This window comes from Flavobacterium sp., assembly GCF_965657075.1.
Lineage (GTDB): Bacteria > Bacteroidota > Bacteroidia > Flavobacteriales > Flavobacteriaceae > Flavobacterium.
This window is the reverse complement of the sequence record NZ_CBFHMV010000002.1, coordinates 289576-309477: the sequence shown is the minus strand read 5'-3', so window position 1 is coordinate 309477 and position 19902 is coordinate 289576. Positions and strand designations below refer to the sequence as shown.

21 protein-coding genes and 1 pseudogene are annotated in these 19902 nt (G+C 30.1%); 8 read left to right on the top strand and 14 right to left on the bottom strand.

Annotated elements, in window-relative coordinates; translation table 11 throughout:
- From ACTF56_RS02945 to rpsA, 3 genes and pseudogenes are all read right to left on the bottom strand, one after another.
- Nucleotides 1-527 (bottom strand): annotated as a pseudogene (locus ACTF56_RS02945) (transposase); the annotation flags it as partial.
- A gap of 78 nt (nt 528-605) precedes the next feature.
- Nucleotides 606-998: a DUF4258 domain-containing protein gene (locus tag ACTF56_RS02940; protein ID WP_438965418.1), complete on the bottom strand. Its 393-nt coding sequence runs from the start codon at nt 996-998 to the stop codon at nt 606-608.
- A gap of 87 nt (nt 999-1085) precedes the next feature.
- Complete coding sequence (rpsA, locus tag ACTF56_RS02935; RefSeq protein WP_438965417.1) at nt 1086-2846, bottom strand: 30S ribosomal protein S1; 1761 nt, start codon at nt 2844-2846, stop codon at nt 1086-1088.
- 315 nt (nt 2847-3161) lie between these two features.
- Here rpsA and ACTF56_RS02930 point away from each other — a divergent pair, with 315 nt between their 5' ends.
- Nucleotides 3162-3416, top strand: a complete 255-nt coding sequence (locus tag ACTF56_RS02930; RefSeq protein WP_438965416.1) for a hypothetical protein — start codon at nt 3162-3164, stop codon at nt 3414-3416.
- A gap of 58 nt (nt 3417-3474) precedes the next feature.
- On the opposite strand, the gene ACTF56_RS02925 is transcribed toward ACTF56_RS02930, so the two are convergent.
- The 6 genes from ACTF56_RS02925 to ACTF56_RS02900 form a co-directional block, all read right to left on the bottom strand.
- Nucleotides 3475-4518, bottom strand: a complete 1044-nt coding sequence (locus tag ACTF56_RS02925) for an o-succinylbenzoate synthase (protein ID WP_438965415.1) — start codon at nt 4516-4518, stop codon at nt 3475-3477.
- A 71-nt stretch (nt 4519-4589) separates the two neighbouring features.
- Entirely contained in the window at nt 4590-5267 is a 678-nt protein-coding gene (locus tag ACTF56_RS02920) for a metal-dependent hydrolase (protein WP_438965414.1), read from the bottom strand.
- Nucleotides 5268-5298: 31 nt separating this feature from the next.
- Complete coding sequence (gene menA / locus ACTF56_RS02915; RefSeq protein ID WP_438965413.1) at nt 5299-6192, bottom strand: 1,4-dihydroxy-2-naphthoate octaprenyltransferase; 894 nt, start codon at nt 6190-6192, stop codon at nt 5299-5301.
- A 156-nt stretch (nt 6193-6348) separates the two neighbouring features.
- Nucleotides 6349-7848, bottom strand: a complete 1500-nt coding sequence (locus ACTF56_RS02910) for a PH domain-containing protein (RefSeq protein WP_438965412.1) — start codon at nt 7846-7848, stop codon at nt 6349-6351.
- Complete coding sequence (locus ACTF56_RS02905) at nt 7838-8443, bottom strand: PH domain-containing protein (RefSeq protein WP_438965411.1); 606 nt, start codon at nt 8441-8443, stop codon at nt 7838-7840. The genes ACTF56_RS02910 and ACTF56_RS02905 overlap by 11 nt, the downstream gene beginning before the upstream one ends.
- A 41-nt stretch (nt 8444-8484) precedes the next feature.
- The gene (locus ACTF56_RS02900) at nt 8485-9324 is read right to left on the bottom strand and encodes a 1,4-dihydroxy-2-naphthoyl-CoA synthase (RefSeq protein WP_438965422.1); all 840 of its coding nucleotides are present in this window, start codon (nt 9322-9324) and stop codon (nt 8485-8487) included.
- A 94-nt stretch (nt 9325-9418) separates the two neighbouring features.
- On the opposite strand from ACTF56_RS02900, the gene ACTF56_RS02895 reads away from it, so the two are divergent.
- Nucleotides 9419-9856 (top strand): PH domain-containing protein, encoded by a 438-nt coding sequence (locus ACTF56_RS02895; protein WP_438965410.1) that lies wholly within the window; start codon nt 9419-9421, stop codon nt 9854-9856.
- Here ACTF56_RS02895 and ACTF56_RS02890 read toward each other — a convergent pair.
- Nucleotides 9853-11070, bottom strand: coding sequence for a porin (locus ACTF56_RS02890; protein ID WP_438965409.1), 1218 nt, complete (start codon nt 11068-11070; stop codon nt 9853-9855). The two genes, ACTF56_RS02895 and ACTF56_RS02890, sit on opposite strands and share 4 nt — an antisense overlap.
- Nucleotides 11071-11157: 87 nt before the next feature.
- Here ACTF56_RS02890 and ACTF56_RS02885 point away from each other — a divergent pair, with 87 nt between their 5' ends.
- Nucleotides 11158-12339 carry a serine hydrolase domain-containing protein gene (locus ACTF56_RS02885; protein WP_438965408.1) on the top strand — a complete coding sequence of 394 codons (1182 nt, stop codon included), beginning with the start codon at nt 11158-11160 and terminating at the stop codon, nt 12337-12339.
- A gap of 64 nt (nt 12340-12403) precedes the next feature.
- Here the strand turns inward: ACTF56_RS02885 and ACTF56_RS02880 are convergent, their stop codons facing one another.
- Complete coding sequence (locus tag ACTF56_RS02880) at nt 12404-12817, bottom strand: DUF6691 family protein (protein ID WP_438965407.1); 414 nt, start codon at nt 12815-12817, stop codon at nt 12404-12406.
- A gap of 2 nt (nt 12818-12819) precedes the next feature.
- Nucleotides 12820-13374, bottom strand: a complete 555-nt coding sequence (locus tag ACTF56_RS02875) for a YeeE/YedE family protein (protein ID WP_438965406.1) — start codon at nt 13372-13374, stop codon at nt 12820-12822.
- Nucleotides 13375-13443: 69 nt separating this feature from the next.
- Here ACTF56_RS02875 and ACTF56_RS02870 point away from each other — a divergent pair, with 69 nt between their 5' ends.
- The 5 genes from ACTF56_RS02870 to ACTF56_RS02850 all read left to right on the top strand — a co-directional run bounded on the left by ACTF56_RS02870 (nt 13444) and on the right by ACTF56_RS02850 (nt 17519).
- Entirely contained in the window at nt 13444-13926 is a 483-nt protein-coding gene (locus tag ACTF56_RS02870; RefSeq protein ID WP_438965405.1) for a DUF4199 domain-containing protein, read from the top strand.
- 58 nt (nt 13927-13984) lie between these two features.
- Nucleotides 13985-14437: a 2-dehydro-3-deoxyphosphooctonate aldolase gene (locus ACTF56_RS02865; protein WP_438965404.1), complete on the top strand. Its 453-nt coding sequence runs from the start codon at nt 13985-13987 to the stop codon at nt 14435-14437.
- Between the two features lie 84 nt (nt 14438-14521).
- Nucleotides 14522-15340, top strand: coding sequence for a 3-deoxy-8-phosphooctulonate synthase (kdsA, locus tag ACTF56_RS02860; RefSeq protein WP_438965403.1), 819 nt, complete (start codon nt 14522-14524; stop codon nt 15338-15340).
- 8 nt (nt 15341-15348) lie between these two features.
- Complete coding sequence (locus ACTF56_RS02855; RefSeq protein WP_438965402.1) at nt 15349-16185, top strand: hypothetical protein; 837 nt, start codon at nt 15349-15351, stop codon at nt 16183-16185.
- Nucleotides 16186-16268: 83 nt separating this feature from the next.
- Nucleotides 16269-17519 (top strand): DEAD/DEAH box helicase, encoded by a 1251-nt coding sequence (locus ACTF56_RS02850; protein ID WP_438965401.1) that lies wholly within the window; start codon nt 16269-16271, stop codon nt 17517-17519.
- A gap of 48 nt (nt 17520-17567) precedes the next feature.
- Here the strand turns inward: ACTF56_RS02850 and ACTF56_RS02845 are convergent, their stop codons facing one another.
- Both ACTF56_RS02845 and ettA read right to left on the bottom strand, forming a co-directional pair.
- The gene (locus ACTF56_RS02845) at nt 17568-18125 is read right to left on the bottom strand and encodes a hypothetical protein (protein ID WP_438965400.1); all 558 of its coding nucleotides are present in this window, start codon (nt 18123-18125) and stop codon (nt 17568-17570) included.
- A 76-nt stretch (nt 18126-18201) separates the two neighbouring features.
- On the bottom strand, nt 18202-19893 hold the full coding sequence (gene ettA, locus ACTF56_RS02840; RefSeq protein ID WP_438965399.1) for an energy-dependent translational throttle protein EttA: 1692 nt from the start codon (nt 19891-19893) through the stop codon (nt 18202-18204).
- Nucleotides 19894-19902 lie beyond the last annotated feature (9 nt).

The window sequence follows — 19902 nt, the reverse complement described above, 5'->3', positions numbered from 1 at the left end:
TGGTAATTGTTTACGAATATTTACAATTAAACTTCGTAATAATTCAGAGTTATATTTAGGAACTTTAATCTTTGACTTTCGTTTATAAAATGCTTGTTTTGTATATCCAAACAGTTCGCATAACTCATAAGTAGTCAACAAACTACTTGCATTTATTTCTTCGACTGCTTGGAACCAGACTTTTTTACAATATCAATTTTAAGTTCACGTTCAGCTATTTCTATAAATCGTTTGAATACTTTTAATTCTTCTTCTTTTTTTGCCAATTGAGCTTCAAGCTCTTTTATATGCTGTTGTTGAGGATCTTTCATAGGACGACCAATAGTTATTTTATCTTCATAGGTAAATTTACCATATTTTTTTAACCATCTTGGTATACAACTACTACCTAAAATATTGTAGCGTCTTCGAAGCTCTGCTTTTGTGAATAAACCCCTTTCAAATTCGCTTACAACTTGACGTTTAAATGCTTCACTATAAATTTGTGGGGAACTCGGAATTTTTGAAATTTTCTTTTTTGTTGACATATTATTTAATATTTAGTCAACTTTTTTCAGGACAAGACACTATAAACAAAAATCGCTTCAAAATTGAAGCGATTTTTTTTATTCCTTTATTTTTTCAATATTGTTGAGCACCACCTTTTCAGAATAATTGATCATCTCTATGGAAATATCTTCATTTTTAGAGTTTCTTCCTTCAATAATATAAACTTTACCGTTGTTGACTTTTATATTACTTTTAGAAAAATCTACATCGCCATATTCCATACTAGTCCTAATATCTTCTAAAGTCACCCATTTTTCTTTAAATATTGCTTCTACCTCTTCAGAAACTTCTAAGGGTTTGGATCGCAATTCTTTTAAAACTCTACAATTGGGCAAATAACAAAAAGAAACTCCTTTGGCTTCAGCCTTAGCTGTTAAGAAGTAATAAACAAATATAATTCCTATAGAAAGTCCTAATAAATAAAAAGCTAATCGATAACGTAATGACATTGTAATATTTTTTTACAAAAATAGTTTATAAAACACAAAAGCCCTAATAAAAATTAGAGCTTTTGTTTATGAAATTTGGATTAAGGATTATTTTCCTTTTTTATCCATTTTTTCTTTTAATTCCATTAATGCATCTAAATCACCTAAAGTAGATTTTTCAACATTATTTGAAGATGAAGAAGATGACTCTTTAACTGCTTTTTCTTCTTCCTCACGGAAAATTGCAGTATGAGAAGCTACTACTCTTTTGAATTCTTTATTGAATTCAATTACTTTAAAGTCAGCAACATCACCTTTTTTCAATTTTTTACCATCTTCTTTTTCTAAATGACGAGTTGGAATAAAAGCAACCACATCATCACCAAAATCAACTGTTGCACCTTTGTCAACAATTTCTCCGATAGTTCCGTTATGAACAGTTCCTACAGCATAAGCATCTTCATGTTTATCCCAAGGATTTTCTGTTGTTTGTTTATGACCTAAAGATAATTTACGTCCATCAACATCTAATTCTAAAACTACAACATCTAAAGTATCTCCAACATTAACAAATTCTGATGGGTGTTTGATTTTCTTAGTCCAAGATAAGTCAGAAATATAAATTAATCCGTCAATACCTTCTTCTAATTCAACAAAAATACCAAAGTTTGTGAAGTTTCTAACAATACCTGTATGTTTAGAACCTACTGGATATTTAGAAGTAATATCAGTCCAAGGATCTTGCGACATTTGTTTGATACCTAATGACATTTTACGGTCATCTCTATCTAAAGTTAAAACAACTGCTTCTACTTCATCACCGATTTTCATGAAATCTTGAGCTGAACGTAAATGTGTTGACCAAGACATTTCAGAAACGTGAATAAGTCCTTCAACTCCTTCAGCTACTTCAACAAATGCACCGTAATCAGCAATAACAACTACTTTACCTTTTACTTTATCACCAACCGCTAAGTCAGCACCTAAAGCATCCCAAGGATGAGCGTTTAATTGTTTTAAACCTAATTGAATTCTTGTTTTCTCATCATCAAAATCAAGGATTACAACGTTTAATTTTTGATCTAATTCTAATACTTCACTTGGGTGATTGATTCTAGACCAAGATAAGTCAGTAATGTGAATTAAACCATCTACTCCACCTAAGTCAATAAACACACCATAAGAAGTAATGTTTTTAACAACACCTTCTAATACTTGTCCTTTTTCTAATTGACCGATGATTTCTTTTTTCTGTACTTCAATATCTGCTTCGATAAGCGCTTTGTGAGATACTACTACGTTTTTAAATTCGTGATTAATTTTCACAACTTTAAATTCCATAGTTTTGTTTACATATTGATCGTAGTCACGGATTGGCTTAACATCAATTTGAGAACCTGGTAAGAATGCTTCAATTCCGAAAACATCTACAATCATACCACCTTTAGTTCTACACTTAACAAAACCGTTAACAATTTCTCCTGTTTCGTTAGCAGAGATAACTCTATCCCATGCTTTAATTGTTCTTGCTTTTCTGTGTGATAATACTAATTGACCTGTTTTATCTTCACGGATATCAATTAATACCTCTACTTTGTCCCCAACTTTTAAACCTGGGTTGTAACGAAATTCGTTTAATGAAATAACACCTTCAGACTTAGCGTTGATATCAACGATAGCATCTCTATCTGTGATTCTTACTACAGTACCTTCAACTACTTCATCATCTTTAGTGTCGATGAATGTTTTAGTTACTAAATCTTCAAATTCTTGTAAGTTTTTTTCGTCTACTGCATCTATACCTTCTGCATAGTTATGCCAGTTGAATTCTGCTAAAAACTGATCTTGTGTTTTTGTTGTTTCAGACATGCTGATAATAAATTTGTATTCTGTGTTTTATGGAGTTTCTAATGCAATTATAAAAACAACAGAAGTGATTTTTGTAAATTATTGATACCCAATGGAAACTCCTATCTGCCAAAAGGTTTGCAAAAGTAATAATTATTTACGAAAATGCAATAATTAATTTTAAATATTTGATTTACTAATGAATTTTTGCTAAACATCATTAAAAGTTAAAAATTGTACCTGCAATGGTAATTTTATAACTATTTAAATAAATACTGTAAAAAAATTACAACTAACTCCCCTTACCTTGCAACTATAAATAATAAAACTAAAATTATGAAAAAAGTAACCTTACTGATTGCAAGTTTATCGCTATTAGTTTCTGTGAGTTGTAAAGATAATGAAGAGGCAACTGTAGTTGAAAAAGAAACTGTAATTGTTGAAAAAGAAGTAGCGCCATCCACAGAAGAAAAAGATGGAACATCCATTAGTATTAACAAGGACGGTGTAGAGTTTTCTTCAAAAGAGGGAGAAAGCAAAACAGAAGTTGAAGTAAAAGACGGTTCAGGAACTGTTAAAGTTGAAAAATAAGAAAGAAAAAATTGAAAAAGAAAATAGTAAAACCGACAAATTTTGTCGGTTTTATTTTTTAAAACTGATTAAAATCTATTTCCCAATGCTTTTCCTTTTTATACCAAAGGTGTCCTTTTTCGACTTCTAAAGGACATTCAAAATTGTTGGTATATAAACCACCTGTTCCCAATCCTTGTGGTAATAAATTATGTAACGTATAAGTGAATTGTGCAATAGCATTCAAACCAATGTTACTTTCCAAAGCTGAAGTAATCCACCATTGAATGCCTAATTTTTCGGCTATCGAAATCCACTCTAGTGTGCCTTTAAAACCTCCAACTAAACTTGGTTTTAAAATAATGTATTGAGGCTTTATCTGTTTTAATAAAGTTTCTTTTTCTGAAGTTAAAAACACACCAATCAATTCTTCGTCTAAAGCAATTGGCAAAGGAGTAGATTTGCATAATTCAGTCATTTTGTTGCTGTTTCCTTTTGGGATTGGCTGTTCTATACTATGCAATTTATATTCAGCTAATTGTGTAAGTTTTACTAAAGCTTCATTTAAATCAAATGCACCATTTGCATCGACACGAATTTCAATGGTTTCTTCATTAAAATGCTTTCGAATAAATTGCAGTAAACCTAGTTCTTTTTCAAAATCAATAGCTCCAATTTTCAATTTAATACAAGTGAATCCCTGAGTTAATTTTTCTTCAATTTGTTGCTTCATAAAAGCTTCTTCACCCATCCAAACTAAACCATTAATTAGCATGCTTTTTTCTCCTTTTGTAAAGTCAGATGCAAACAACTCAAAAGGTGTTTTAGAAGTCAAAGAAAGGAATGCCATTTCCACTCCAAATTGAATCGAAGGGAATTCTAAAAGCACATCCCAAAGTTTGTCTTTTCCTAAATGAATGTTCTCACAAACCCATTGCAATTTTGCTTCATAATCTGGTCGATCATCAACAGATAAGGTTCTTAAAATTCCGCACTCACCTATTCCAACTTTTCCGTTTTCTTCCAAGATGATAAACCAAGTTTCTTTCTCGGTTAAAATTCCACGAGAAGTTCCACTTGGTCTTTTGAAGTTTAGAATGTATTTTTTATACTTGGCAATCATTAGCTTTTATTTTGGAACACTAATTGAAAAAATTTTAGAAATCTATAAGTTTTATTTTTATAGTCTATTCTCTACAATTCAATAGACTCTCCTATTTCTAAAAGCATTAAATCTTTTCCTTTTTCAAAGAATTTACGTTTTGCTTCTTCATGATTGATTTCGATATAACCGAAAGTATCATAATGATATCCTAAAACCTTATCACATTCCACAAAATCTGAAGCAAAAATAGCATCTTCAACGTCCATTGTAAAATTGCTTCCGATTGGTAAAATAGCTAAATCAAGTTTTGTTCTTAATGGAATTAACTTCATATCCATAGTTAAAGCAGTATCGCCAGCAATATAGATGTTTTTTCGTTCTCCTTCAATGACAAATCCTCCTGGTTGACCACCATAAGTTCCGTCTGCAAAAGCTGAAGTGTGTATTGCGTTGACATATTTCACTACTCCAAATTCAAAATCCCAACTTCCACCGTGATTCATTGGGTGAAACTGAAACCCTTTGCTTCCGTAATAATTTGCAATTTCATAATTAGAAACTATCACTGCATCTGTTCGTTTAGCAATAGCTTCCACATCCAAAACATGATCTTGATGAGCATGCGTTAATAAAATATAATCCGCTTTAAGTGAATTGATGTCGATTCCAGAAGCCTTAGGATTTCCTGTGATAAATGGGTCCACAATTATGTTTATGTCTTCAATTTGTATTCCTAAACAAGCGTGACCGTAAAATGTAATTTTCATAATTTAGTAATTAGTGATTAATAAATAGAGATTAGTAGTTGAAAAATATCAAACCAATTGTAAAAAACAAACTTAAAGCAAAAGTACTTAAAGCAATTTTTTTAAGTTCTGGATCAAAATCTTCGTATGAAGTTGCGTTTAAAACTGTTCGAATGTGAAAAAATATTGGAATACCTATAATTATAATTGGAATTATAGAAGCTTCTATAGAAACGGAGAAGACTAAAAACAATAGTAAAGCGGTAATCAATAGAAAAATATGGTATTTTTTAGCATTTTCTAAACCCATTTTTACTACCAAGGTTCTTTTTTTAGCAATTTTATCATTTTCTATATCCCTCATGTTATTCAAATTCAAAACAGCAACACTTAATAAACCAATGGCTGCAGCTGCTAAAACCAATTTCCAATCTAACATCTTTGTAAAGAGAAAATTAGATCCTAAAACAGAAACCAATCCAAAAAAGATAAATACAAACACATCTCCAAAACCATTATAACCATAGGCATTACTTCCTACTGTGTATTTAATGGCCGCTCCTATTGCAGCAATTCCAAGGAGAATAAAAATCATACTCAAAGCAAAGTTTTCTTTTCCAAAAGAAATGTAAATTAAGGTTAAAGCTAAAAGTAAAGTAAAAATAGCTGTGATAATAACCGCTTTTTTCATTTGAGAAGCCGAAATAACTCCTGCAGCAACCAATCGTTTTTCTCCAATTCTGTTGGCATCAGTTCCTTTTATTCCATCGCCATAATCATTAGCATAATTAGACAAAATTTGAAGGCCTAACGTGGTTAAAAGTGCTAAACCTAAAATTCTGTAATCATAAAACCCTTGATGATATGCATAAGCACTTCCTACAATTATTCCAGAAAGTGATAAAGGTAATGTTCGTAATCTTGCGGCTTGTATCCAGTTGTTCATTTATGCTGAAATTAGTTTAGCATCTTTCGATGCTTTATTTTTAATTAATGTTGTTTTTGTTACTCAAAATAGCTCAAAGTAGTTACAAAGTTTCACAAAGATTAAATTAATAATAACTTAAAAACTTAGGTGCTTAATTTCTTTCTAGCTAAAAAATTACATCCAATTTTCCTTAGAAATCTCCACCTGATACAGCCATTTATTAACTTGCTCTTTAATTTCGGAATAATTTCCTGTGGAAAACGAAATTCTGCCTCCAGCGGTATAAAAAACTACAGAGCCGATATTGGTGTATTTTTGCCAAAAAAATTGTTGGGTTTCAATGGCTTGAATTTTATAAGGTTGTACAATTTCATGATCAATATCCCAAGCACCACTTTGCTTCACAATGAATTCATCAGATATGAATAATCTGTAATTTTTGTATGAAAAATAAAGTACGGTTAGCATGAATAGAACATAAATAGTAGTCACAAAAGTGATTTCATAAATGCTGAATTTATTAATATTATAATTTACTACAAAACCAATTGTAACAGGCACTAAAATCAGAAAAAAAAGGTTTAAAAGTAGTTTTCTAACATTAGGAACTAAGATAGTTTGATGTTTAGGTAATTTTCCAATTAATAACTTAATAATTTGATCTTTTTCAAATGCATTGCAACCAGGAATTTTAGTCTTATCTTTCACGCTAGTTCTTTTCATATCACTTGAAGCTTGAAAAATTTCTATGGTATTTACGTTGAGTTTTTTTTGGAAAAAATTCTGTGTTAGCTTAATAATTTGAACTTTTTCGGGATTAATAATTGTGTTTTTTATGTTCAATAAACCATAAGTTAAAACAAAAGATTTATGATCTTTTTTGATGGTAAAATTAAAATACTTAATTACAGTCAATGATAAATTCACTATAATAATTGTAGTAAAAATAAAGACTAAAAACCCCAATAAAAGACTAACTATTGGAACTTTTTCTAGTTGATTGATATTATCTTCGATTAAATCTTCCCGACCAATTTGATTTAAATTATCATAAACTGTTGTAAAAACTAAAAAAATATAGGCAAAACTTTTGATGTAATTTGCTGTAATCCCAATTTTTAATAAACTTGGAATTCCTATTGTTATGAATGACTTGGATTGTTCTTCGTTTGGAATTATTTCTTCAGAAACTAAACTGTTTTTTTCTGTATTTGCGAGTAATTGATTTTTTAATTCGGAAGCCATTATTTGAGAAATGGCACTTATTGAAGCCTCCTTTTTATCACTACCTGCTGTATCAAGTTCCACTTTATGCACATTAAAGATACGCTGAATTAGACTTTGATCAATAGTCACTTTTTGAATTTTATGAAAAGGAATGGTTGTTTTGGTTTTATTAAAAATTCCGTTTTCAATTACAAATTCTTCTAATTTATAATCAATATAAAATTTAAAAAACCAGTATCTTAAGAAAGCAATAATTCCTACTAAAAGAATCATACCAAAAACTCCAAAATAAAGATAAAGTATATCGTATTTGTCTTTTTTAAACAAAACAACAACAAGCATTGGCCAAAAAGCTCTGACTGTTTTTTGTAATGTATTAACAAATAATACCATAACACCAATCAAGGATTGTCTTTGAGGCAATGAAAAATCGAAATTAGATTTCATCTGAATCCTTATTAAAGTTTAGTTGCTCCTCATCTGTACTTACCTTATCAGTTGACTCACTACTTGTAGTTGCGGATACGATTTCATTAATTTTTAAAGAAACACTTTCTTTGATTTTTTTGGCATCTTCTAACAATAAACCATTAATTTTTAGATCACTAGCACTTCCACCAGCTGTAAATAATTCAATGGAAGCCAATCCAAAAAACCTTGAAAGCATTCCTTGATGCAAAGCTACATGCTGTACTCTATTGTTGGTCACTATAGTAGTTGTTTCACTAACAACACCTGTCTTGAAAATAACATCGTGTTCGCGTAAAGCAAATCCTTTTTTCGCAAAACTTATTTTTAAATATAGAAAATTCAAAATCAATAAAACAGTCCAAACTAAAAATAAATAAATAAAATTATCTCTAAAAAAGTGCTGTTTATCAATAAAATACATCGCAACCATACCTGCTAATAAAATCAGATAAAATATAGCAAATTGAATAAGCATTACATTAAAAAAAGCTTTTTGTAAAGGTTTTAGTTTAGTCTCTTCAAATTTTGGCAACGTTGAAATATCTATGGTTGGATTTATGAATTCGCTCATTTTTATATTTTTCTAATTTCTAAATTCTAATTTCTAAATTATTAAGGCAAATATTTCTTTTCAAAATTTGGTTTACGTTTTTCTAAAAACGCATCTCTACCTTCTTTGGCTTCGTCAGTCATGTAGGCCAAACGAGTAGCTTCACCAGCAAAAACTTGTTGTCCAACCATTCCGTCATCTGTTAAATTCATAGCGAATTTTAGCATTTTGATTGATGTAGGCGATTTTTCTAATATTTCTTGAGCCCATTCATAAGCTGTATTTTCTAATTCAGCGTGAGGAATAACTGCATTTACCATTCCCATTTCAAAAGCTTCTTGAGCTGAATAATTTCGTCCTAAAAAGAAAATTTCTCGGGCTTTTTTTTGTCCAACCATTTTGGCTAAATAAGCTGAACCATAACCACCATCAAAACTAGTAACATCTGCATCTGTTTGTTTAAAAATGGCATGTTCTTTACTTGCTAATGTTAAATCACAAACTACATGTAGTGAATGTCCTCCACCAACAGCCCAACCCGGAACTACACAAATCACCGCTTTTGGCATGAATCGAATCATACGTTGTACTTCCAAAATATTTAACCTGTGATAGCCATCATCACCAACATAACCTTGATGCCCGCGAGCTTTTTGATCACCACCAGAACAAAAAGAATAAACTCCATCTTTAGAGCTTGGTCCTTCAGCAGAAAGTAGCACTACTCCAATTGATGTATCTTCTTGTGCATCATAAAATGCATCAATTAATTCACGGGTTGTTTTTGGTCGAAATGCATTTCGCACATCAGGTCTATTAAAGGCTATTCGAGCCACACCATTACATTTTTTGTACGTTATGTCTTCAAATTCTTTTGCGGTTTTCCAGTTAATTTCATTCATCATTTTAGGCTGACTTTTTTATTATTACTAATATTCAGTAAAATTAAAGCATTTTTTAATAATTTTGAACTAAACTTTTTTTAAATATTGGCAAATGTCTGTTAAAGTATATAAATCTGCTAAAAGTAAATGGAATAACTATTTTTTATTTGGAACCATTTTTTTCTTATTTGCAGTTAATTTTCCGGTTTTCTTTGAAGAAGATGTTAAAGCAATTATTGTAGTAACTTCAATTAATTTTGTACTCATTGCTTTTTTATTGTGGATTTTTTATGATACAAAATATACAATAAAATCAACTATTATTTATTGGAAATCAGGTTTATTTCATGGAAAATTTGATATTAATACCATAAGAAAAATAGAACATCATAAAGGAATAATTATACCAACTGTTTGGAAACCAGCTTTAAGTCATATTGGGTTAGTGATAACTTACAACAAATACGATGACATTTACATTTCACCTGAAAATGAAGAAGAATTTCTTAAACATCTTTTAGAAATTAATCCTAATATTGAAATCATTTAAATTCCCATTTCAATTTGTAAACGCAAATACCAATTGTTTTTATTATTACTAGAAAAATAATCTAAAGTATTGTAAGTCAATTCTGTTTGTAATTTAAAAGCGTGTTCCCAAATATATTTTGTAACTCCTAAACTATATTGTTTGCTGTTAGGAGCCAAAGTCTGAATTTGTTGATCCACGTTTTGGGTTGAAAATCTTCCAATCAATTCATAATTAGTTGGAAAAACATAACTCAATTGATAATCCAAACCATAACCGCCGTAAACGTAATTAAACTCAGATAAATCTAACGGGTTATAAGCTACTAAATTATTGGCATGTCTTTGCATGTAAGCAGTCATAAAACTCCATCCGTTGTATTTTAACAAACCATCAAAAAATATAGAACGAATGGTTTTTGGTGCAAATAATTCGTTACCTAATTGACCTTGCGTTCTAACTGCTCTATTGTTTTGATGAAATGCTCCAGATAATAATAGTTTAGGAGTTTTTTCTCTTGCGAAATCTCCTTCAAAATAGTAGCCATTATTTTTAAAAGAACCAAAAGGAAACAGTTCCAATTTACCTGTTAACGCTACGCCATCATCAGAAGTTTTTGTCCAATTTCTTCCTTCTCCAGTTGAGATTGCAGTTTTGATGTTATATGAAAATTGATTCTTTTTTTCATAGATATAATAAGCTTGAAATCCAAAATCTCTATCAATATTGAATCGGGCATTATTAATAGTTCTATCAGTCAATTGCAAAGCTCCTGAAGAATTAACACGTTGCCTGTTGCCGGGTAATTTGGTTTGTCCAAAAATGAAACTCCAGTTCTTATTAGGTCGGTATATAACTGCAGCATCTCTAATAATATTGATATTATCGCCTTCTTCAATAACACCAACATCTCCAGGTGCAAATGAAAGCTGAATCACATATAAAAAGTTGGGATTTCCTACATAACCATCAAATCGTAATCGCAAACGCCTGATTTGAGCTTCATATCTATTATCTTCACCATCAGCTTGAATATAAGAAACTCTGTTTTGCATTCTAAAACGAATATTCAATTGAAATAGACTGTCAGGAGAAGTAATTCCCAATCCTTTACCGTAATTGTAGTATGGCAATGCTGCTAATTTCAAATCATTATTTGATATTGAATCTTTTTTATTTTGAGACAGACCTAAAGAACTAAATATTAACATTAATAGGACAACCGATTTTTTCATCTAGATGGGTTAAAATATTCACAAAACTAAGAAAATAAAAAAACATGCTAAAGCTTTTTTTATATTTGTAAAATAAATAAAAATGCTTTGAGATTCTACTTTTACCTAATTCTACTACTAACCTTATTTTCCTGCAAAAAAGAAAATTCTAAATCAATCGCTGCTACTACTTTTTCAAAAAATAATATTGAAAAAGATTCTTTTGTTCCTAATGGGTTTAACAAATTACCGAAACAATATATTGAACAGAAAAAATACTTAATCAATTCTTTTTTTGATGAGAAAATCAATAAAAATAATGATTTTAATGGTAGTTTTTTAGTGGCTAAAAACGGACAAATCATTTTTGAAAAATATCAAGGTTTTAGTGATTTTTCAAAAGGAGAAAAAATCAATGCAAATACATCAATTCATTTAGCATCTGTAAGTAAAGTATTGACTGCTAGTGCTATTTTTAGACTTATTGATGCTGAAAAATTAAATTTAGATCAAACTGTAAAAAGTATTTTACCTAATTTTCCTTATGAAAAAATAACTTTAAGAATGTTGTTAAATCATCGAAGTGGTTTGGCTAAGTACTCTATATTTACTGAACCTAATACTGTTTGGGGCAGAATTAAAACACTTCATAATCAAGACATTTTGGACCTTATGATTCAACACAAAATTGCATTAGAATTTAATCCAAATTCAAAATTTGCCTATTGCAATACCAATTATGCAATTCTGGCTTTAATTATTGAAAAAAGTACTGGAAAATCATTCCCAACTGCAATGAAAGAATTGGTTTTTGAGCCGTTAAAAATGAAAAACACCTTCGTTTTTGAACTTGAAAAACAAAAAGATTCGGTAAGTCAATCTTATAAAAGCACCAAAGAAATCATTAAATACGACCAATTAGATGCCATTTATGGTGACAAAAATATTTATTCAACTCCACAAGATTTATTAAAATTTGACTTAGCAACTTATTCCGACAAATTCATTTCAAAGGAACTAAAATCAGAAATTTTTAAAGGGTATAGTTATGAGAAAAAAGGAATCAAAAATTATGGTTTAGGCATCCGTTTGCGTGAATGGGAAACAGGCCAGAAAGTCTTTTATCACAACGGCTGGTGGCATGGTAATACTTCTTCTTACATAACATTAAAAAAGGATACTGTAACTATGATTGCTTTATCCAATAAATATACCAAAAAGGTATATCAAACTATGCGTATTTCGGCTCTTTTTGGCGATTATCCATTTGAATTAAATGAGGTAGAATAATTTATTTCCGAAATAGAATTTAAAACAACAGACTTTCAATTAAGGTATTTAATTCAATTTTTGATTAATGAGGAAGTTTTTTTCTTAAAATTCCGTACAAATAAGTTCCCAAAATTGCACCAAGTAAAACTATAACCACTGTGAAAGCTCCTGTTCCTATCAAAATAAAAATCGGTCCAGGACAACAACCAACCATTGCCCAACCCAATCCAAAAATAATTCCTCCAATAAAATAATTATAAAATCCTTTTTCTTTATCAGGAATTAAAATCGGATTATTATTAACATCCTTTATTTTATATTTTTTAATCAATTGAATGCCAATGATTCCAGTTGAAATTGCAATCATGATTATACCATACATGTGAAAAGATTCAAATCGAAACATTTCAAAAATTCGAAACCACGAAATTGCTTCAGACTTTGTCAAAACAACGCCAAAAACAAAACCAACAAATAAAAATTTGAAAAATTTCATATTTAAAACTTTAAAATTAATGGTAAAATAAAAAATGTCATGATTAATCCACCTATGAAAAATCCAATAACTGCAATTAGAGAGGGCATTTGAAAGTTACTCAAGCCCGAAATAGCATGACCAGAAGTACAACCTCCAGCATATCGAGAACCAAATCCTATCAACAAACCTCCTAAAAGTAAATAAATGCCGTTTGTAAGATTCAATTCTGAAATTCCGAATAATTCTTTAGGTAGTAATTGACCGCTTGGCGAATTCATATTCATTTGAATTAATGCTTCTTGTGTGGATTCACTGATTGCAACACCACTTCCATCGCTTAATACAAAATGAGCAAAAAATCCTCCAAGTATGGCGCCAAACACTACAATTAAATTCCATTTAAAATCTTTCCAATCAATATCAAAAAAATCAGAATGCTTTTTTGCAAATGTCATCGAACAAAAAGTTCTTAGATTAGAAGACATCCCAAAACTTTTACCAAAATAAATCAATGTCAGCATGACCATTCCAATTAAAAAACCAGAAATGGACCAATGCCATGTACCGAAAATCATAACTACTTTTTTTTTGCAAAAATAGCCATAAACATTGTTTATATTTGCATAAATTTTAAAAAAAATAACATGAAAAAATTCAATATCGAAATAAAATGGGCAATCATTTATGTGTTTTGCTACTTATTTTGGATGTATTTTGAAAATGCTATGGGATGGCACGATGCCTTAATTGCAAAGCAGCCTTTATTAGGTTCTCTTTACGGAATAATTACAATTTTGATATTTATTTTAGCTATTTTGGATAAAAAGAAAAACTATTTTAAAAATGAAATGGATTGGAAGCAAGGATTTTTATCTGGTTCAATTCTTGCGTTAATAATTGCTCTATTTACACCATTACTAGTATATGTTAGTTTTGAGATTATTGCTCCTGAATATTTTCAGAAACTGATTGATTTAAAAGTAGTAAAAAAAACAATGACGTTAGAAGCTGCCAAAGATTATTTCAATCTAAAAAGCTATATTTACATGAATGTTTTTTCTGCATTATCTTACGGTATTGTTCTTTCGTCAATAATTGCATATGCATTGAGAACCAAACAAAAATAATGCAAAAGTGCAAAAAACAAATTGTTCCGTTATAAACTCAATGAAAAATAAACTACCCATGAAAACATATATTTCTATCTTAACACTATTCGTTTTTAGCTCTTGTATAAGTACAAAATCAACTATAAAAAATATCGATACCACAGCTGTGAAACCCTTTTTTAGCAACGGAATGTTTTTAATAACTACTTATGCTAAAGAATCAAAATACGGTATTGATCCTGACTATCCTGTTAATGTAGGTATTATTAGTCCAAATTATGAAGATACTACTGTTGGGTATTATTTCAACGGATTAACTGGTCCAAATGGTGAAGCAATAGTGTATAATAAAATAGAAACCTGTTGTCCGTTTCCATCAAAAAATTCGCAAATGGGTGCTGGTATGCTTTCTGTTTATGAAGTGTATTTTAAAGGAAATGATCAAAAAATGAAATTCTACTTTAATGCTTATGAAAAGGGAGAAATGTCTTGTCCTAAAGGATTTAAAATTAAAAAAATTACAAACTAATATACTTGTGTAACATAAGTAACCTTTTAAACCTCGTTTTTCAAGGAATTTCTTTTTATCTTTGCACCATCAAAAAAATTAAAAATGAATTTAAATCATATTCCTCAAATAAAGCATACAAATTCGGGTAATTTCTTTTTATTAGCTGGTCCATGTGCCATTGAAGGTGAAGAAATGGCTTTAAGAATTGCTGAAAAGTTAGTAACTGTTACTGATAAATTACAGATTCCTTTTGTTTTTAAAGGCTCATTTAAAAAAGCCAATCGCTCAAGAATTGATAGTTTTTCAGGAATTGGTGATGAAAAAGCACTAAAAATATTAGAAAAAGTTTCAAAAGAATTTGGCGTTCCAACAGTTACTGATATTCATACCAATGAAGATGCTGCAATGGCAGCTGCCTATGTTGATGTGCTTCAAATTCCTGCGTTTTTGGTAAGACAAACGGATTTAGTAGTTGCTGCTGCTAAAACAGGTAAGACTGTAAATTTGAAAAAAGGGCAATTCATGAGTCCCGAGAGCATGAAACATGCGGTACAAAAAGTCTTAGATTGTCAAAATGAAAACGTTATGGTTACGGATAGAGGCACCATGTTTGGATATCAAGACATGATTGTTGATTTTAGAGGTATTCCAACCATGCAACAGCAGGCCACTACTGTATTGGATGTTACACACTCTTTACAACAACCTAATCAAACTATTGGTGTGACTGGTGGACGACCTGACATGATAGAAACTATTGCAAAAGCTGGTATAGCAGTTGGTGTTGATGGAATTTTTATTGAGACCCATTTTGATCCAGCAAATGCTAAAAGTGACGGTGCTAATATGTTACATTTAGATTATTTTGAGTCCTTAATGACTAAATTAGTAGCTATTAGAACGACCATCAATCAATTTTAAAATTACAAATGAAAAATAAATATTATTTAATAGTTTTTACACTATTAACAACATTTCAGTATGTTTTTTCACAAGAAAATCCATTAAAATTTACCGAATCGAATAAAGGAAAATTCTTTGTTTATTGGGGTGGAAATCGTGAAAGTTATTCCGATTCTGACATTCGTTTTAAAGGAGCCGATTATGATTTTACAATTTACAATGTTGAAGCTCATGATAAGCCTAAAGGTTGGCATGTAGATTATATAAATCCAAGTAAAATGACAATTCCTCAGACCAATTTTAGAATGGGATATTTCATTACAGATAAATATAATATTTCGTTAGGAGTTGATCATATGAAATATGTGATGTCTCAAAATAGAAGAGTAAAATATTCAGGTTATTATCCTAATCAAGGAACCTATGATGAAAATCCTACTGCTGATGAATTAACTTTGGATGAAAACTTTTTGACTTTTGAACATACGGATGGATTAAATTATATCAATACTGAAATTTCTAGATTTGAAGACATTTCAAAATTATTTAAAATTCAAAATACTGATAAATTTCAAGTAAACTTACAAGGTGGAATTGGAGGCGGAATTTTATATCCAAAAACCAATGCTAAATTACTCGGAAAAGAGAGACACGACGATTTCCATGTTTCTGGATATGGCGTTTCTGCTAAAGCGGGAATTAACCTTACTTTTTTCAAACATTTCTTTATTATGTATGATATCAAAGGAGGTTATATCAATATGAATGATATTAGAACAACGGCTGAATCAACAGATACTGCACAACAAGATTTTTTCTTCTTTCAAAAAACTATTGCTTTAGGCGGAATTTTTAGATTATAATCTGATTTCGCATTATAATTATCAAAAACATTTAAAAAAATCTATTGAGATCTTTTTAACTACCTTTGTACAAAATAATACAAATGACATTTAAAGAATTACAATTAATTCCCAACATACAACAGGCAGTTCAAGAATTAGGTTATGAAAGTCCTACACCAATCCAAGAGCAAGCAATTCCTGCTGTTTTAGAAGGTTTAGATTTAGTAGCATGTGCTCAGACAGGAACAGGAAAAACAGGTGCTTTTGCTATTCCAATTATCAATTTAATACACAGAATTGTTGGTTCTAATAAAAAAACAAAACAAATTCGAACTCTTGTTGTAACACCAACTAGAGAATTGGCTATTCAAATTCAAGAAAGTTTTGATGCTTATGGAAAATATACCAATATTAGAAGTTTAGTGATTTTTGGTGGTGTCAGTCAAGTTGCACAAGTAGATCAACTGAGAAAAGGAGTTGATGTATTAATTGCAACACCAGGAAGATTATTGGATTTGAACAAACAAGGCTATATTGATTTAAATCACATGCATCATTTGGTTTTGGATGAAGCCGATCAAATGTTGGATATGGGATTTATCAATGATGTAAAAAAAATTGTAAAACTAACTCCTGATAATCGACAAACCTTACTGTTTTCAGCTACCATGCCAGTTGCAATTAGAGAATTAGCAGATACATTTTTAACCAAACCTAAATATATTTCAGTTGATCCAGTTTCTAGTACAGCTGAAAAGGTTGCTCAAAAAATATATTATGTAGATAAAGGAGATAAAAGAAAACTGTTATACCATTTGATTAGAAATGATGGTTTAAAAAATATTTTAGTTTTTACAAGAACGAAGCATGGAGCTGATAATGTGGTTAAAGCTTTGGCAAAAAATGGGGTTGAAGCAGCTGCAATTCACGGAAATAAATCACAAAACAACAGACAAAGAGTTCTTGAAGGATTTAAAAATCAAGAAATTACTGTTTTAGTTGCAACAGATATTGCGGCTCGTGGTATTGATATTGATCAGTTACCCTATGTAATCAACTTTGATTTACCTAATATATCAGAAACTTATGTTCACAGAATTGGAAGAACTGGAAGAGCTGGTAATAGTGGTTTAGCGATTTCGTTTTGTGATGCTTCAGAAAAACCTTATTTAAAGGATATCGAAAAATTAATTCGAATGAAAATTAAAGTTGTTTCGGATCATCCTTATGTTTTAGATGAAAATGCAGCGGCCGAAAATCCAGATAAAAAACCAGACTTAAGAAATAAAAACAAGGAAAGTAATTCACGTAAATCGGAAGCTTCCAAAAAAAATAAAAAACGCTGGTATTAAAAAATTAAATTAAAGTCTATTTTGCCATGAAATAGACTTTAATTTAAACTATTTAGCTATTGTTTTAGTTTTAATTTCCTTAAATGTTTTTGCTATTTTTTCGTATTTTGGACTTACTTTTTCTTTTTTGTCCAATAAAGTCCATGAAGTAATTTGATAAAACGTTTTACTACCTTTTACTATAGTTACTAAATAAAAAATTTCTATATCGTTTATTTTTCCATCTACAGTAAAGGTTTTTGCTTTATTTCCATTAATAATTAAATCAGTAGTTGGTGAAATATTTGTAATTGATGGCAAATTTTCAAAATTTTGTTTTATTAAATTTGTGTAGCCAAAAATATCCAAACTAAAGTCGTCAATAATTTTATTTTCTATAGATTCTTTTAGATCTTGTTCGCTTTCCTCAATTATTACCGTGTAAAGTTCTTGAAATAAATTTTGATATTGCAAAGTGGCTTCAGCATTTAATTGATTTGTTTCAGTCATACTATCTAAAACTTCGATAGAAAATTTATTATCAATTTTAACCAACTTATACGTTTCTTCAACATCACATGAAGAGCAAATCATAATTAAAAATATAAAAAGTACTATTTTTTTCATTTGAATGGATTTTAAATAAAAAAACATAATTGACTTTGATCATCAACTATGTTTTTATAATTCTGCAATAATTGATTTACCTCACTAATTTCTTGTATTTGATTCGAGTTGGTGTAACCTCTTTACCTAAACGTTTTCGTTTATTTTCTTCGTATTCAGAAAAACTACCTTCAAAACAATACACTTCTGAATCACCTTCAAAAGCTAAAATATGGGTACAAACTCTATCTAAAAACCATCTATCGTGTGAAATAATAACGGCACAACCTGCAAAGTTTTCTAAACCTTCTTCCAAAGCACGAAGCGTATTAATATCCAAATCATTTGTTGGCTCATCTAAAAGTAAAACGTTTCCTTCTTCTTTTAAAGTCATTGCCAAATGCAATCTGTTTCTTTCACCACCAGAAAGGGTAGCTACTTTTTTATTTTGTTCACTTCCACCAAAATTAAAACGAGAAAGATAAGCTCTTGAATTCACTTGTTTTCCACCCATCATGACCAATTCTTGTCCGTCACAAAAATTTTCCCAAATTGATTTTTCTGGATCAATGTTTGAATGCGATTGATCTACGTAAGCAATTTTAACTGTGTCACCAATATCAAAAGAACCCGAATCTGGTTCTTGTTCTTTCATTATCATTCTAAAAATAGTTGATTTACCAGCACCATTTGGTCCAATAATTCCAACAATACCGGCTTGAGGAAGCGTAAAATTTAGATTGTCATAAAGTAATTTATCGCCAAAAGCTTTAGCCACATTTTTAGCTTCAATAACATTTGTACCTAATCTTGGACCATTTGGAATATAAATTTCTAATTTTTCGTCTAAGGCTTTTTGGTCTTCGTTTAATAACTTATCGTAATTCTGTAAACGAGCTTTTTGTTTGGTTTGTCTTCCTTTTGCACCTTGACGAACCCAATCCAACTCACGTTCTAATGTTTTTCTACGTTTTGAAGCTGACTTTTCTTCTTGCTCCATACGTTTTGTTTTTTGGTCTAACCAAGAAGAATAATTTCCTTTCCAAGGAATACCTTCTCCTCTATCCAATTCTAAAATCCAACCAGCTACATTGTCTAAGAAATATCTATCATGGGTTACTGCAATTACAGTTCCTGGATATTGTTGTAAGTGTTGCTCTAACCAAAGTACTGATTCAGCATCTAAGTGGTTGGTTGGCTCATCTAACAATAATACATCAGGTTGTTGTAAAAGCAATCTACAAAGTGCAACACGTCTTTTTTCACCACCTGAAAGTACATTTATAGGTGTATCACTTTCTGGAGTTCGAAGCGCATCCATTGCTACTTCTAATTTGTTATCAATTTCCCAAGCACCAGCTGCATCGATTTTATCTTGCAAATCGGCTTGTCTGTCCATAAGTTTTTGCATTTTATCTGCATCTTCATAGACTTCTGGCAAACCAAATTGATCGTTAATAGTATTGAATTCGTCTAATAAAGCATAAATTTCAGCTGCACCTTCTCGAACAATTTCAATAACGGTTTTAGTTTCGTCTAATTGTGGTTCTTGTTCTAAATAACCCACTTTATAACCTGGTGCAAAGACTAAATCACCTTGAAAATTTTTATCTAAACCCGCAATAATTTTTAATAAGGATGATTTTCCTGAACCGTTTAAACCTAAAATTCCAATTTTTGCTCCATAAAAGAAACTTAGGTAAATATCTTTTAAAACTTGTTTATTCGTGCTAGAGTAAATTTTATTTACTTTAGACATTGAAAATATTACTTTCTTATCGTCTGACATGTTTAATTT

Coding starts and splice junctions, on each gene's coding strand:
- ACTF56_RS02910 (WP_438965412.1), bottom strand. CDS start 7,848: ATGAAATCTAATTTCGATTTTTCATTGCCTCAAAGACAATCCTTGATT.
- ACTF56_RS02905 (WP_438965411.1), bottom strand. CDS start 8,443: ATGAGCGAATTCATAAATCCAACCATAGATATTTCAACGTTGCCAAAA.
- ACTF56_RS02900 (WP_438965422.1), bottom strand. CDS start 9,324: ATGAATGAAATTAACTGGAAAACCGCAAAAGAATTTGAAGACATAACG.
- ACTF56_RS02925 (WP_438965415.1), bottom strand. CDS start 4,518: ATGATTGCCAAGTATAAAAAATACATTCTAAACTTCAAAAGACCAAGT.
- ACTF56_RS02855 (WP_438965402.1), top strand. CDS start 15,349: ATGAAAAATAAATATTATTTAATAGTTTTTACACTATTAACAACATTT.
- ACTF56_RS02940 (WP_438965418.1), bottom strand. CDS start 998: ATGTCATTACGTTATCGATTAGCTTTTTATTTATTAGGACTTTCTATA.
- ACTF56_RS02845 (WP_438965400.1), bottom strand. CDS start 18,125: ATGAAAAAAATAGTACTTTTTATATTTTTAATTATGATTTGCTCTTCA.
- ettA (WP_438965399.1), bottom strand. CDS start 19,893: ATGTCAGACGATAAGAAAGTAATATTTTCAATGTCTAAAGTAAATAAA.
- menA (WP_438965413.1), bottom strand. CDS start 6,192: ATGAACAACTGGATACAAGCCGCAAGATTACGAACATTACCTTTATCA.
- ACTF56_RS02865 (WP_438965404.1), top strand. CDS start 13,985: ATGAAAACATATATTTCTATCTTAACACTATTCGTTTTTAGCTCTTGT.
- kdsA (WP_438965403.1), top strand. CDS start 14,522: ATGAATTTAAATCATATTCCTCAAATAAAGCATACAAATTCGGGTAAT.
- ACTF56_RS02875 (WP_438965406.1), bottom strand. CDS start 13,374: ATGATTTTCGGTACATGGCATTGGTCCATTTCTGGTTTTTTAATTGGA.
- ACTF56_RS02930 (WP_438965416.1), top strand. CDS start 3,162: ATGAAAAAAGTAACCTTACTGATTGCAAGTTTATCGCTATTAGTTTCT.
- ACTF56_RS02890 (WP_438965409.1), bottom strand. CDS start 11,070: ATGAAAAAATCGGTTGTCCTATTAATGTTAATATTTAGTTCTTTAGGT.
- ACTF56_RS02870 (WP_438965405.1), top strand. CDS start 13,444: ATGAAAAAATTCAATATCGAAATAAAATGGGCAATCATTTATGTGTTT.
- ACTF56_RS02850 (WP_438965401.1), top strand. CDS start 16,269: ATGACATTTAAAGAATTACAATTAATTCCCAACATACAACAGGCAGTT.
- rpsA (WP_438965417.1), bottom strand. CDS start 2,846: ATGTCTGAAACAACAAAAACACAAGATCAGTTTTTAGCAGAATTCAAC.
- ACTF56_RS02895 (WP_438965410.1), top strand. CDS start 9,419: ATGTCTGTTAAAGTATATAAATCTGCTAAAAGTAAATGGAATAACTAT.
- ACTF56_RS02920 (WP_438965414.1), bottom strand. CDS start 5,267: ATGAAAATTACATTTTACGGTCACGCTTGTTTAGGAATACAAATTGAA.
- ACTF56_RS02880 (WP_438965407.1), bottom strand. CDS start 12,817: ATGAAATTTTTCAAATTTTTATTTGTTGGTTTTGTTTTTGGCGTTGTT.